This window comes from Phycicoccus sp. 3266, assembly GCF_031456495.1.
Taxonomy (GTDB): Bacteria; Actinomycetota; Actinomycetes; order Actinomycetales; family Dermatophilaceae; genus Pedococcus.
Map to the genome: position 1 here is coordinate 40290 of NZ_JAVDUW010000002.1, position 14003 is coordinate 54292.

Sequence of the window (14003 nt, forward strand, 5' to 3'; positions counted from 1 at the left end):
GCCCCCACCCCGTGGCAGGTCGCCGTGACGGCCGGCTGGCCCGTGCCCGCGCCGGCGGGTCGTGCCAGGAGCGCGGGAGCGGGACGGTCCTGATGGTGGCCGTCGTTGCCGTGCTGTTCCTGCTCACCATCGCCGGGGTCGCCGTGGCGAGCGCGGTGCTGGCCATGCACCGCGCCAGGGCGGCAGCCGACCTGGCTGCGCTCTCGGGCGCGGTGGCGCTGGCGCAGGGTCAGCCGTCCTCCTCGGCCTGTGGCGCTGCGCGGGTCGTGGCGGCGCGCAACGGTGCCGTGCTCCGGAACTGCCGGGCCGGGGCGGACGGCTCGGTGCTGGTGCGGACGAGCACCCACGTCACCCTCGCGATCCCCGGCCAGCCCCGGGCCGCCGTTGCCTCGGCACGAGCTGGTCCGACGCCGCCCGATCCAATGCAATGAGGCCGCCGCCCGGAAGGGTCCGGGCGGCGGCCTCGAGTGTGCGTCGGCGACGCGGTCAGCTGGTGCTGTCGTCCCGACCGGTGCGGCCCATGATCTTGTCGGCCACGGTGCGGTGGCGGTGGCGTCCGGGCTCGGCGTCGGAGGCGGTGTCGTCGACCTCGTCGTCCGCGTCGTGCGTCGTGGTGCCGTTGCCCTCGACCCCGTTCCGCGAGGACCCGGCGCCGTCGTCCCAGGTCGCCGGCAGGTCGGTGGCCTCGGCGCGCCGCTCGTTGGCGCTGTCGTCCAGCGCCCTGTCGTGGTCCGGGGCAGCGCCGGCGGACCCGGCGGCGTCGGTGCCGAGACCGTCGCGGTCCGCGGCCTCGGTCGCGCCGCGGTCACCGAGCCCGTCGTGGGTGCGGTCGTCCCGGTGGGCGACGCCCTCGGCGGCGGCTCCGGCCAGGGCCCCCCCGCCGGCCGCGACCGCAGCACTGTGGCGGTCCTCGAGCTCACGCTCGACCCGGGCGCGCTCGTCGGCGCGGATGCGTGACTCGTCCTCGGAGCGGCGGCTCGCGTACTCCTCCTCGCGGGCCCGGTCGCGCTCGGCCAGCCGGGACTCGAACTCCTGCTCGCGGACCCGGTCGCGCTCGGCGATCGCCTGCTGGTGGGTCTCCTCGGCGCGGTTGCGCTCGTCGGCGCGGATGTTCTCCTCGAACTCGGCCTGTCGCTGCGCCTCCTTGGCCTCGCGGCGAGGACGGGCGCGGCGTCGGGCACTGCCGCGCAGCAGCGCGAGGCCGAGCCACAGGAGCAGCAGCACGACGGCACCGGCGATGACGAGCGCGAGGGGCGTCATGCCCACGCTGATCCCGGCGGCATCGAGGTTCACGGGCGTGGTCAGTGACTGGGTGGCGAGGAACAGCAGCACGCCTGCTGCGATCGCCACGATGACGACGAGAAGTCCGAGGACCAGCACGAGGCCTACCTCCAGTGGTCAAGGGCGCGTGGTGCGCCGTCCGCCTCGACCATAGTGGCTGGGTGGGCGGAGCGCTGTTCGAGCAACGTCCGGTTTGTCCAGCACGGCCGGCGGCAAAACCGCAGGTCAGGGACCTGACGCCGCCTCACGTCCCAGCTCGCCCATCGTGGCCCGCAGCAGCCGCGCGGCTCCCACCTTGTCCAGGGGCTCGTTGCCGTTGCCGCACTTGGGCGACTGGACGCACGCCGGGCACCCGGCCTCGCAGCCGCACCCCTCGATCGTCTCGAGCGTGGCCCGCAGCCAGGCACTGACCGCCTCGTGCGCGCGCTCGGCGAAGCCTGCCCCGCCGGGGTACCCGTCGTAGACCATGATCGTCGGCAGGCCCGTGTCGGGGTGATCGGCCGTGGACACACCGCCGATGTCCCACCGGTCGGAGGTCGCCACCAAGGGCAGCATCCCGATGGCTGCGTGCTCGGCCGCGTGGGCGGCGCCGGGGATGTCGACCTCGGCCACCCCGGCAGCGGCGAGCCACGAGACCGGCATCGTCCACCAGACAGCCTTGGTCCGCAGCGTCCGCGGCGGGAGGTCGAGGGGGTGCGTGCCCAGGACCTCCCCGCTCGGCAGGCGCCGCAGGAAGGAGGTCACCTGCGTGTGGACCCGGACCGAGCCGAAGCACACCTCGAGGGGCCCGACCCGTCGCGAGCGCTCGGCCGCCACGATGTCGAACGCGCTCACCGACTGGGCGAACGTGCTCCACCCCGGGTCGCCGCGCACGACGGTCGCGGTGCCGCCCTCGAGGTCGAGCTCGGTGACGACGTACGTCTGGCCCTGGTGGACGTGCACCGCCCCGGCGTGCACCTGCGTGTGGGCGCTCGCGCCGTCGATGGTTCCCAGCACCCGACCCGTGCGGCTCTCCACGATCCCGACGACCTCGCCGGCCCCGCGCAGGGACAGGTGGTCACCGGGCCGGTCCGAGCGCGCCCAGTACCACCCGCCGTTGGGCCGGCGCCGCAGGATGCCGCGCGCGACGAGCGCATCGAGCAGCGGCCGGGCCACCGCCTCGCCCCCGAACAGGTCGAGGTCGACCTCACGCAGCGGCAGCTCCGCCGCGGCGGCCGCGAGGTGCGGACCGAGGACGTACGGGTTCTCCGGGTCGAGGACCGCCGCCTCCACCGGCTGGCCGAACACGACCTCCGGGTGCCCGACGACGTAGGTGTCGAGGGGGTCGTCGGCCGCGACGTAGACGGCCAGCGAGCGCGTCCCGGCGCGCCCGGCCCGTCCCGCCTGCTGCCAGAGCGAGGCCCGCGTGCCGGGCCACCCGGCCATGAGCACGGCGTCCAGGCCGGACACGTCGACGCCGAGCTCGAGCGCGTTGGTGGCAGCCAGCCCGACGAGCGTGCCGTCGCGCAGCGAGCGCTCGAGCTCGCGGCGCTCCTCGGGAAGGTAACCGCCCCGGTATGCCGCGACGCCCGTGGCCGCCCGCACGTGCCCCTCGTCGTCCAGCGTGCGCCGGGCGCTCGTCGCCAGCGCCTCGACACCGGCGCGCGACCGCGCGAACGCGACGGTCTGCACCCGGTCGGCGACGAGCGACGCGAGCAGGTCCGCGGCCTCGGACGTCGCGCTGCGGCGGCCCGACCCGTCGGGCAGCTCGCCCGGCTCCCACAGCGCGAAGGTCATCGCCTCCCGCGGTGACCCGTCCCGCGTGACCTCCTCGAACTCGAGCCCCGTGAGCCGCTGCGCGTGCAGCCCGGGGTCGCGCACGGTCGCGGACGCCAGCACGAACGTCGGGTGCGACCCGTACCGCGCGCAGACCCGCCGGAGCCGGCGCAGCAGCGCGGCGAGGTGCGAGCCGAACACGCCCCGGTAGACGTGGCACTCGTCCACGACGACGTACCTCAGGGCCCGTAGGAACGGGGCCCAGCGCTCGTGCCCGGGCAGCAGCGAGTGGTGCACGAGGTCCGGGTTGCTCAGGACGAGCTGGGCGTGGTCGCGGATCCAGCGCCGCTCCTCGGTGGGGGTGTCGCCGTCGTAGGTGGCAGCGCGGACTCCCGGCACGGCCCACGCCTGGATCCGGGCGAGCTGGTCGGCGGCCAGTGCCTTGGTGGGGGAGAGGTAGAGCGCCGTCGCACCTCGGCCCGACGGCGCCGCAGCGCCCTCGACGACGGCCGAGAGGACGGGAAGCAGGTACCCCAGGCTCTTGCCCGACGCCGTCCCGGTCGACATCACGACGTGCCGGCCGGCCCACGCGTGGTCGGCGGCCTCGCGCTGGTGGGACCACAGGGAGGTGATCCCGGTGCCGGCGCACGCGGCATACACGGTCGGGTCCACCCACGATGGCCACGGCTCGGGACGCGCGCTCCGCGCCGGCACCTCGTGGACGTGGCGCAGCCGGTCGGGCGCACCGGACGCGAGCGCGGACAGTGCGGCCAGCGGGTCGAAGCCGGGGGGTCGGCCGAGCTCTCCGGCCGCCCCGCGGCTCGCCGCTGGGGATCCGGTGGCGCTGGGGATGGACATTGCCGCTACGGTAATCCCGTGGGCTGACGGTCTCCGTCGCGCCCGGTCAACGCGGTGAAAGGCAAGAGGCGTGGATCTGTCGGTCTCCAGCACGGAGCAGGGTGCCGTGACGGTGGTGCACGTCGCCGGTGAGATCGACGTCTACACGGCCCCCCTGCTGCGCGAGGTGCTCGACAAGCAGGTGGCCGCCGGGCGCACCGAGCTGGTCGTCGACCTCGAGAAGGTCACCTTCATGGACAGCACCGGCCTCGGCGTCCTGGTCGGCCGGCTCAAGCTCGTCCGCGGCCAGAACGGCACGCTGCGCATCGTCAGCGCCCAGGACCGCATCCTCAAGGTCTTCAAGATCACCGGCCTGGACAAGGTGTTCCACATCTACCCGACCGTCGAGGAAGCCACCGCCGCGTCGGCGGTCTGAGCTCTCGGCGTCACAGCACGGAGGCGGCCGACCGGTCCGGCTCACACGCCGCGCCGCGGCCACGGACAGGCGCACACGCTGCGAAAACACCGCAGGAAATCTGCGTGTGACCCTGCTCACCCGCTGACATTTACGGTGTGACGTGCATTACCCTCGCGACATCGTCCCCTCGTGCGGCGCGCTGGCCAGCGTGCCCGTGGGCGGTTTGGAGAGTTTCCCCATCGAGGAGGATGGAATGTTGCGCGTCGCGCCAGCCGCCAGTGCCCTCACACTGGACGGCTCCAATCTCACCCTGGTGATCGTGGTGGCCGTGGTTGCCGTCATCGCGCTCGGCATGGGTGTGTTCTTCCGCCAGCAGGTCCTGTCGCACGACGCCGGCACCGAGAAGATGCAGGAGATCGGTGCCGCCGTGGAGGAGGGCGCCCAGGCGTACCTCGCCCGGCAGTTCAAGACCCTCGGCATCTTCGTCGTGCTCGTCTTCGGCCTCCTGCTCCTGTTGCCCGCCGACACGGCGAGCATCCGCTGGGGACGGTCCGCCTTCTTCGTCGTCGGCGCGCTCTTCTCCGCCTCGATCGGCTACCTCGGCATGAGCCTGGCCGTGAAGGCGAACGTCCGGGTCGCCTCGGCTGCACGCGAGGGCGACCGCGACGGCGGTATGCGGATCGCGTTCCGCACCGGTGGCACCGTCGGCATGGCGACGGTGGGCCTCGGCCTGCTCGGCGCCTCCGTCGTCGTCCTGCTCTACAAGGGTGACGCCCCCAAGGTGCTCGAGGGCTTCGGCTTCGGCGCCGCCCTGCTCGCCATGTTCATGCGTGTCGGTGGCGGCATCTTCACCAAGGCCGCCGACGTGGGCGCCGACCTCGTCGGCAAGGTCGAGGCCGGCATCCCCGAGGACGACCCGCGCAACGCCGCGACGATCGCCGACAACGTGGGCGACAACGTCGGTGACTGCGCCGGCATGGCTGCCGACCTCTTCGAGTCGTATGCCGTGATGCTCGTGGCCGCGCTGATCCTCGGCTCGGTCGCGTTCGGCACCTACGGCCTGGTCTTCCCGCTCCTCGTGCCCGCCATCGGCGCGGTCACCGCCCTCATCGGCGTCTTCATCACCCGCGTGAAGCCCGGCGAGAACGCGCTGTCGGCCATCAACCGCGGCTTCTACATCTCGGCCGCCATCGCCGCCGTCCTGTCGGCCGTCGCCGCCTTCGTCTACCTGCCCGACACCTTCAAGGGTCTGGAGTCGACGGACCAGTCCGTGTCGCAGCTGACGGGCAACCCGCGGGTCACGGCGATCCTGGCCGTGGTCATCGGCATCGTCCTCGCCGCGATCATCCTGTGGCTGACCGGCTACTTCACCGGCACCGACAAGCGTCCCACCCGGGACGTCGCCCGCACCTCGCTCACCGGCGCTGCCACGGTCGTCCTGTCCGGCATCGGCGTCGGCCTCGAGTCGGCCGTCTACACCGCGGTCATCATCGGTGGCGCGGTCTACCTGGCCTTCCTGCTCGGTGGCGGCTCGGTCGTCCTGTCCCTGTTCCTCATCGCGCTCGCGGGCTGCGGCCTGCTGACCACGGTCGGCGTCATCGTCGCCATGGACACCTTCGGCCCGGTGTCGGACAACGCCCAGGGCATCGCGGAGATGTCCGGCGACGTGGACGGCGAGGGCGCGCAGATCCTCACCGACCTCGACGCGGTCGGCAACACCACCAAGGCCATCACCAAGGGCATCGCGATCGCGACGGCCGTCCTCGCGGCCACCGCGCTGTTCGGCTCGTACTCCGACGCCTGGCGCGGCGCCTTCGACCCGATCCTGGCCAAGCTCGAGCAGCAGGCCCAGACCGGCGTCATCGGCCAGGCCGAGGTGCAGGCGATCCAGAAGCAGCTGACCACCTCCTTCGGGCTGGAGATCGTCTCCCCGAACGTCCTGGTCGGCCTGCTCATCGGTGCCGCGGTCGTGTTCCTCTTCTCCGGGCTCGCCATCAACGCGGTGACCCGCGCCGCCGGTGCCATCGTGTTCGAGGTCCGTCGCCAGTTCCGCGACATCCCCGGGATCATGGAGGGCACCGCCCGTCCCGAGTACGGCAAGGTCGTCGACATCTGCACCAAGGACTCGCTGCGTGAGCTGGCGACGCCGGGCCTGCTGGCGGCCCTGATGCCGGTCGCGGTCGGCTTCGGCCTCGGCATCGGTGCGCTGGCCGGGTTCCTCGCCGGCGCCATCGGTACCGGCGCCCTCATGGCCGTGTTCCTCGCCAACTCCGGTGGGGCCTGGGACAACGCGAAGAAGATCGTCGAGGACGGCCACTTCGGCGGCAAGGGCAGCGACGCCCACGCGGCCACCGTCATCGGCGACACCGTCGGTGACCCCTTCAAGGACACCGCCGGCCCCGCCATCAACCCGCTCATCAAGGTCATGAACCTCGTGTCGGTGCTCATCGCCCCCGCGATCGTGACCCTGTCGATCGGTGACGGGAAGAACAGCCCGGTCCGATACGGCATCGCGATCGCGGCGCTGGTCATCGTCATCGGTGCGGTCGCGGTCTCCAAGTCCCGCGACCTCGCGATCGGCGACGACGAGTCCGCCACGCGGGCCGGCGCAGTGGCTCCCGACACGGGCGCCGCCACCGTCCCGGGTGCGGCGACCTCCTCGGAGGCCTCGACCGCCGGTGGTCCCACCCCCGGAGCGGGCCCGACCGACGGCACCGTCCCCGGCCACACCGCCGAGGCGACGGAGGAGCCCGTCAACCGCTGACCCCCTCGGGAGCCGACGCGGCCGGAGCCACCACGGGTGGCGCCGGCCGCGTCGTCGTGCGGGAACTGCGTTCAGTCGACTCGGACCGGTGTCGGCGCGCACCCCCGCGCCCCTAGGCTGGGGCGCGTGCACAGCCCTCTCTTCGACCAGGCCAACCTCGAGGTCCAGGCGCAGCAGCGCTTCGCCCTGCAGAACCCGCAGATGCTGCGCGTCCACCTCGGTGGCGACGTCCTCGCCGTCAAGGGAGCGATGGTCGCCTACCAGGGGGCGATCCGCTTCGACCACGAGAGCGCCGGCAGCGTCGGCAAGCTCTTCAAGAAGGTCGTCACGGGCGAGGACGTGTCGCTCATGCGGGTCTCCGGAGAGGGTGACGTCTTCTTCGCCTCCGAGGGCGGCTTCGTCTTCCTCGTCGACCTCGCCGGGGACGCCCTGTCGGTGAACGCCCGGAACCTGCTGGCGTTCGACTCGAGCATCGGCTGGGACATCAAGCGGGTCCAGGGCGCCGGCATGCTCAGCGGCGGCCTGTTCAACACGACCCTGCAGGGCACCGGCACGGTGGCCATCCACACGGTCGGCCAGCCCGTCGTCCTCGACTGCGGCCAGCAGCCGACGTACGTCGACGTGCAGGCCTGCGTCGGCTGGTCCGCCAACCTCGTGCCCCAGGTCGTGTCGAGCATGAACGTGCGGTCCATGCTGCGCGGCGGCTCCGGTGAGGCGTTCCAGTACGCGTTCTCCGGACCGGGCTTCGTGATCGTGCAGCCGAACGAGTGGACCCCGCCGCCGGCGCAGGGCGGCAGCAGCGGTGGTGGCTTCAACCTGGGCGGGCTGCTCGACTGATGAGCGCGCCGCCGCCGATCGTCGACGCCGACCTCGTCGCCCGCCTGCGCGCCGACCTCGAGCACGCGGCATACACCGTCGAGGCGGTGGGGGAGCTGCTCGGGCCGCTCGCCTCCGCGGCCCTGGGTCGCGAGCAGGTGCTGCCCGCGCAGCGGGTGACCGCCACGGCCGGGACCCCGCTGGCGACGCTCGTCCGGCTCTTCACCCTCGGTGACGCGGTCGACGCCGACGACGCGGCCCGCGCCCTGCCCACGCTCGGCGTCGAGGGGGCCGAGCGGCTGCGCCTCGTGGTGCAGCAGGGCCCCGGCGTCGTGGCCACGTGCGACCTGCGCCCCTACGCCGACGAGGACCACGCCTGGTGGGTGGCCTCGGACCTGTCCGAGCTCGCCACCCGCGCACCGTTGTCCGAGGACCACGTGCTCGGCATCGGCGGCGCCTCGACGACCCTCGCCTCCTGGACGCCCCGCCCACGGGTGGAGCGGGCCCTCGACCTCGGCACGGGCTGCGGCGTGCAGGCGCTGCACCTCGGCGCCCACGCCGCGTCCGTCACCGTCACCGACATCTCGGCGCGCGCGCTGGCGTATGCCGCGTTCAACGCCGAGCTCAACGGGTGCGACTGGACGTTCGTCGAGGGGTCGATGCTGGATCCCGTTGCGGGACAACGGTTCGACCTCATCGTCAGCAACCCGCCGTTCGTCATCACACCGCGCACCCCCGACGTCCCCCTCTTCGAGTACCGCGACGGCGGGCAGGCCGGGGACTCCCTGGTCGCCGACCTCGTGCGCTCGATCGGGGACCACCTCGCGCCGGGCGGGATCGCGCAGTTCCTCGGCAACTGGGAGGTCGTCGGCGACTCCGACTGGCGCGACCGCGTGCGCGGCTGGGTCGCGGGCTCGGGGCTGGACGCGTGGGTCGTGCAGCGCGAGGTGCAGGACCCGGCGCAGTACGCCGAGACGTGGGCGCGCGACGGCGGCCACCACAGCGCCACGAGCGAGTTCGCGACGATGTATGCCGCGTGGCTGGACGACTTCGCCTCGCGCGGCGTGAGCGCCATCGGCTTCGGCGTGATCACGCTGCAGCGGCCGACCGGTGACCGCGACCCGTTCCTCGACCTGACCGAGGCGACCGGTCCGGTGGCGAGCCCCATGGGTCCGGCCGTGCTCGCCGGCCTGGCCGCCCGGACGTGGCTGGCCGAGCACACCGACGACGAGCTGCTCGAGGTGGCCTGGCGCTGCGCGGACGACGTCACCGAGGAGCGGCACGGCCGTCCCGGCGACACCGACCCCACCGTGATCCTGCTCCGGCAGGGCGGCGGGCTCGGCCGGGTCGTGCGCCTCGGCACCGCCGGGGCCGCCCTCGTCAGCGTGTGCGACGGCAGCCTGTCGGCCGGTGCGGCGGTCGCCGCGATCGCCTCGCTCCTCGGGGTCGACGAGACGGAGGTGCGCGCCGAGGTGCTGCCGCTGCTCCGGGCGCTGGTGGCGGACGGGCTGCTCGTCTGACCGCGGCGCCGGAGTGAGCGGCGACCCAGACCTCCGTCACGGGGGACGGCATCTGCGCAGGTCGGAAACACTGTTGTGAGTGAGTGCTCACTCACTTAGCCTGAAGGGCGTGACCCGAGCCCGCCCCATGACGCCCGACGCACGTCGTGCAGCCATCGTCACGGCCACCCTCCCGCTGCTGCGGGAGAAGGGCCGGGCGGTGAGCACCCGTGAGATCGCCAAGGCGGCCGGGGTCGCCGAGGGCACGCTCTTCCGCGCGTTCGACAACAAGGACGAGATCATCACGGCGTGCGTCCACGAGGCGTTCGACAACGCCGGGCTGCTCGCCGACCTCGCCGCGGTCGACCGGGGGCTGCCGCTGCGCGACCGGCTGGCGGTCGCGGTCGGGGTGATGCAGGACCACCTCAAGGGCATCTTCACGATGATGAGCGTCCTGCAGGCGACCGGGCAGCCGCTGGCCCACCCGACCGGGGCCGACGCCGTCCGCCGGAGGCGCGAGGCCACCGCCGAGCTCGACGCGGCCTTCGTCGACCTCGTCGGCGCGGACGTCGAGGACCTGCGCATCCCGGCCCGGGACTTCCTCGCCTACCTGCGCATGCTCACGCTCTCCAGCGTCCACCCGATGCTCGACGGCACGAACGCCGCGCCGGAGGCCCTCGTCGGGGTCCTCCTCGACGGCGCGCTCGCCGACACCGCCACACCGTCCACCAGGGGGAAGAAGTAGTGCTCGTCAGGATCATCCGCAGCTACCTCGCGCCGTACCGCGGCCTCGTGGTCGCGCTCGTCGCGCTCCAGCTCGTCGGCACCATCGCCTCGCTCTACCTGCCCAGCCTCAACGGCCGCATCATCGACGAGGGGGTGGCGCGCGGTGACACGGGCTTCATCATCCGCACCGGTGGCTGGATGCTGGCGGTCTCGCTGGCGCAGATCGCGGCCACGGTCGCGGCGACCTACCTCGGCGCCCGGTGCGCCGCGGGGCTCGGCCGCGACCTGCGCGCCGACGTCTTCGCCCGCGTCGGCGACTTCTCCGCGCAGGAGGTGTCGCGGTTCGGCGCACCCACGCTGATCTCGCGCAACACCAACGACGCGACGCAGGTTCAGACGGTCGTCTTCATGGGCGCCGCGATGATGGTCTCCGCGCCGATCATGATGGTCGGCGGGATCATCATGGCGCTGCGCGAGGACGTCGGGCTGTCCTGGCTCGTGGCCGTCGCGGTGCCGCTGCTGGCGCTGTCCGTCTCACTGGTGATCCGCAGGATGATCCCGCAGTTCCGGCTCATGCAGGAGTCGGTCGACTGGGTGAACCGGGTGCTGCGCGAGCAGATCACCGGCATCCGGGTCGTGCGCGCATTCGTCCGGGAGGAGCACGAGGAGGCCCGGTTCGCCGAGGCCAACACGCAGTACACCGGCACGGCGCTCGCGGTAGGCCGGCTCATGGCCATGGTCTTCCCGATCGTGATGCTGATCTTCAACGCCTCGACGGTGGCGGTGCTGTGGTTCGGCTCGCACCGTGTCGAGAGCGGGCAGATGCAGATCGGCGAGCTCACGGCCTTCATGAGCTACCTCATGCAGATCCTCATGTCGGTCATGATGGCGACGTTCATGTCGATGATGATCCCGCGCGCGACCGTGTCGGCCGGGCGCATCGGGGAGGTCCTCGACACCGCGTCGACCGTGGTCGAGCCCTCGGCCCCGGTGCCACTGCCCACCCGCGGCGTCACGCTCGAGCTGAGGGACGTCGAGTTCACCTATCCCGGCGCGGACGTCCCTGTCCTGCAAGGCGTCTCGCTCACGGCCGAGCCCGGCCGCACGACGGCGATCATCGGCAGCACCGGCTCCGGCAAGTCCACGCTCGTCTCCCTCGTCCCGCGGCTGTACGACGTGACCGGCGGGGCCGTCCTCATCGGAGGGGTGGACATCCGTGAGGCGGCGCTCGAGGACGTCTGGGCCCGGATCGGCCTGGTCCCGCAGAAGCCGTACCTCTTCACCGGCACCGTCGCCTCCAACCTGCGCTACGGCGACGCCGACGCGACCGACGACGACCTCTGGGAGGCACTGCGGATCGCGCAGGCCGACGACTTCGTCCGGGCGATGCCCGGTGGCCTCGACGCCACGATCGCGCAGGGCGGCACCAACGTCTCCGGCGGCCAGCGCCAGCGCCTCGCCATCGCGCGGGCCCTGGTGGCCAAGCCGGACATCTACCTGTTCGACGACAGCTTCTCCGCCCTCGACCTGTCGACCGACGCGCGGCTGCGGTCGGCCCTGCGGCCGGTGACCCGCCACGCGGCAGTCGTCGTCGTGGCCCAGCGGGTCTCGACGATCGTCGACGCGGACCACATCGTCGTCCTCGACAACGGCCGCGTGGTCGGCACGGGGACCCACGACGAGCTGCTGGCGACGTGCCCGACGTACGTCGAGATCGTCGAGTCCCAGCGAGCGGCGCAGGAGGCGGCATGACCGCGCGCGCCCACCACGAGCACACCACGACCGACCGGGGAACGGGGGCAGCCTGATGGCTGAGGGAGTCAAGACCGAGGAGGAGCGGGCCGCCGAGGCCCGACGAGGGCCGGCGGCACGCGCCGGGCAGCGGCACGGGCCCATGGCGGGCGTCGGCATGCCGGCGGAGAAGTCGCAGAACTTCGTCCCGTCGGCCAAGCGGCTGCTGTCCCTGCTGCGCCCCGAGCGCCACCGGCTGTATGCCGTGCTGGGCCTCGCGGTCGCGAGCGTGGCGCTCAACGCGATCGGCCCCAAGATCCTGGGCCGGGCCACCGACCTGATCTTCGCCGGGGTCATCGGCCAGCGGCTGCCGGCGACGGCGACCCGTGCGCAGGTGATCGAGGCGCTGCGGGCGCAGGGCAAGGGCACGTTCGCCGACATGGTGGCGCGGATGGACCACCTGGTCCCGGGCCAGGGCATCGACTTCGGCGCGGTGGGTCGCGTGCTCCTCGCGGTCCTCGCGATCTACGCCGTGGCGAGCCTGCTGTCGTGGGCGATGGGCTGGATCCTCATCGGGGCCGTGAACCGGACGATCTTCACCCTGCGGCGCGACGTCGAGGACAAGCTCAACCGGCTGCCGCTGCCGTACTTCGACGCGCAGCCCCGTGGCGAGCTGCTGTCGCGGGTGACCAACGACATCGACAACGTCGCGCAGAGCACGCAGCAGACCCTGAGCCAGATGCTCACCTCGCTGCTGACGGTCGTCGCGATGATCGCGATGATGCTCTACATCTCCCCTCTGCTGGCGGTGATCGCGCTCGTGACGATCCCCGTGACCATGGTGGTGACCGCGGCCATCGGCAAGCGCTCGCAGAAGCACTTCGTCCAGCAGTGGAAGAGCACGGGCGAGCTCAACGGGATCGTCGAGGAGGCCTTCACCGGGCACCAGCTGGTCAAGGTCTTCGGCCGCCAGGACGAGGTCCGCGCGGCCTTCCGGTCCCGCAACGACGACCTCTTCGATGCCGGCTTCAGCGCCCAGTTCATCAGCGGCATCATCATGCCGACGATGATGTTCATCGGGAACCTCAACTACGTCGTCGTCGCGGTGGTCGGCGGCCTGCGTGTGGCGAGCGGGTCGATGAGCCTCGGCGACGTGCAGGCGTTCATCCAGTACTCGCGCCAGTTCACCCAGCCGCTGACGCAGGTCGCCTCCATGGCCAACCTGCTCCAGTCGGGCGTCGCGTCGGCCGAGCGGGTCTTCGAGGTGCTCGACGCCCCCGAGCAGCAGCCGGAGAGCGGGAACCCGACGACGCTCGCGACGCCGCACGGCAGGGTTGCGTTCGAGGACGTGTCCTTCTCGTACACGAAGGACGCGCCACTCATCGAGCACCTGGACCTCGTGGTCGAGCCCGGCCAGACCGTGGCCATCGTCGGTCCCACCGGTGCCGGCAAGACGACGCTCGTCAACCTCATCATGCGGTTCTACGAGCTGGACGCCGGCCGGATCACCCTGGACGGCGTCGACATCACCGAGCTCACCCGGCGCGGCCTGCGCAGCCAGATCGGGATGGTGCTGCAGGACACCTGGCTGTTCGGCGGGACGATCCGCGAGAACATCGCGTACGGCAACCCCGGCGCGACCGACGAGCAGGTCCTCGCCGCGGCGCGGGCGACCTACGTCGACCGGTTCGCGCACACGCTGCCCGACGGCTACGACACGGTGCTCGACGCCGAGGGGGGCAACATCAGCGCCGGTGAGAAGCAGCTCGTCACCATCGCGCGTGCGTTCCTGTCCGACCCCGCGCTGCTCATCCTCGACGAGGCCACCTCCTCGGTGGACACCCGCACGGAGCTGCTCGTGCAGCAGGCGATGGCCGCGCTGCGGCACGACCGCACGAGCTTCGTGATCGCCCACCGGCTCTCGACGATCCGCGACGCCGACGTCATCCTCGTGATGCGCGACGGCAGCATCGTCGAGCAGGGTTCGCACGAGGAGCTCCTCGAGCGCGGGGGCGCCTACGCCGAGCTGTATGCCGCGCAGTTCAGCGGCGCGGCCGTGGACGTCGACACCGGCGAGGCGCCGGCCGCGGAGATGGCCACCGCCGGCAGCTGACGCCACGGGGTCCCCGGGTGCCGAACCACGGCATACCGCCTAGTTTGGGGACGTCCGTCCGTG

10 protein-coding genes are annotated in these 14003 nt (G+C 72.5%); 8 read left to right on the forward strand and 2 right to left on the reverse strand.

Translation table 11 applies throughout. From position 1 onward, the window contains the following. The first annotated feature begins 11 nt into the window (after positions 1-11). Complete coding sequence (locus J2X64_RS09990; RefSeq protein ID WP_310153333.1) at positions 12-431, forward strand: Rv3654c family TadE-like protein; 420 nt, start codon at positions 12-14, stop codon at positions 429-431. Between the two features lie 55 nt (positions 432-486). Here the strand turns inward: J2X64_RS09990 and J2X64_RS09995 are convergent, their stop codons facing one another. Further along, entirely contained in the window at positions 487-1380 is an 894-nt protein-coding gene (locus J2X64_RS09995; protein ID WP_310153336.1) for a hypothetical protein, read from the reverse strand. Between the two features lie 126 nt (positions 1381-1506). Beyond that, complete coding sequence (locus J2X64_RS10000) at positions 1507-3894, reverse strand: DEAD/DEAH box helicase (protein ID WP_310153338.1); 2388 nt, start codon at positions 3892-3894, stop codon at positions 1507-1509. A 70-nt stretch (positions 3895-3964) separates the two neighbouring features. Here J2X64_RS10000 and J2X64_RS10005 point away from each other — a divergent pair, with 70 nt between their 5' ends. The 7 genes from J2X64_RS10005 to J2X64_RS10035 all read left to right on the forward strand — a co-directional run bounded on the left by J2X64_RS10005 (position 3965) and on the right by J2X64_RS10035 (position 13940). Then, on the forward strand, positions 3965-4309 hold the full coding sequence (locus J2X64_RS10005) for an anti-sigma factor antagonist (protein ID WP_310153339.1): 345 nt from the start codon (positions 3965-3967) through the stop codon (positions 4307-4309). A 235-nt stretch (positions 4310-4544) separates the two neighbouring features. After that, positions 4545-7055: a sodium-translocating pyrophosphatase gene (locus J2X64_RS10010; RefSeq protein WP_310153342.1), complete on the forward strand. Its 2511-nt coding sequence runs from the start codon at positions 4545-4547 to the stop codon at positions 7053-7055. Between the two features lie 126 nt (positions 7056-7181). Next, a complete protein-coding gene (locus J2X64_RS10015) occupies positions 7182-7892 on the forward strand; it encodes an AIM24 family protein (RefSeq protein ID WP_310153346.1) in 711 nt (236 codons plus the stop codon). Continuing rightward, positions 7892-9391: a PqqD family peptide modification chaperone gene (locus J2X64_RS10020; protein ID WP_310153349.1), complete on the forward strand. Its 1500-nt coding sequence runs from the start codon at positions 7892-7894 to the stop codon at positions 9389-9391. Before J2X64_RS10015 ends, J2X64_RS10020 begins: the two co-directional genes overlap by 1 nt. 109 nt (positions 9392-9500) lie before the next feature. Continuing rightward, positions 9501-10115: a TetR/AcrR family transcriptional regulator gene (locus tag J2X64_RS10025; protein WP_310153352.1), complete on the forward strand. Its 615-nt coding sequence runs from the start codon at positions 9501-9503 to the stop codon at positions 10113-10115. Then, positions 10115-11848, forward strand: a complete 1734-nt coding sequence (locus tag J2X64_RS10030; RefSeq protein ID WP_310153355.1) for an ABC transporter ATP-binding protein — start codon at positions 10115-10117, stop codon at positions 11846-11848. Before J2X64_RS10025 ends, J2X64_RS10030 begins: the two co-directional genes overlap by 1 nt. A gap of 55 nt (positions 11849-11903) precedes the next feature. Then, positions 11904-13940: an ABC transporter ATP-binding protein gene (locus J2X64_RS10035; RefSeq protein WP_310153358.1), complete on the forward strand. Its 2037-nt coding sequence runs from the start codon at positions 11904-11906 to the stop codon at positions 13938-13940. Positions 13941-14003 lie beyond the last annotated feature (63 nt).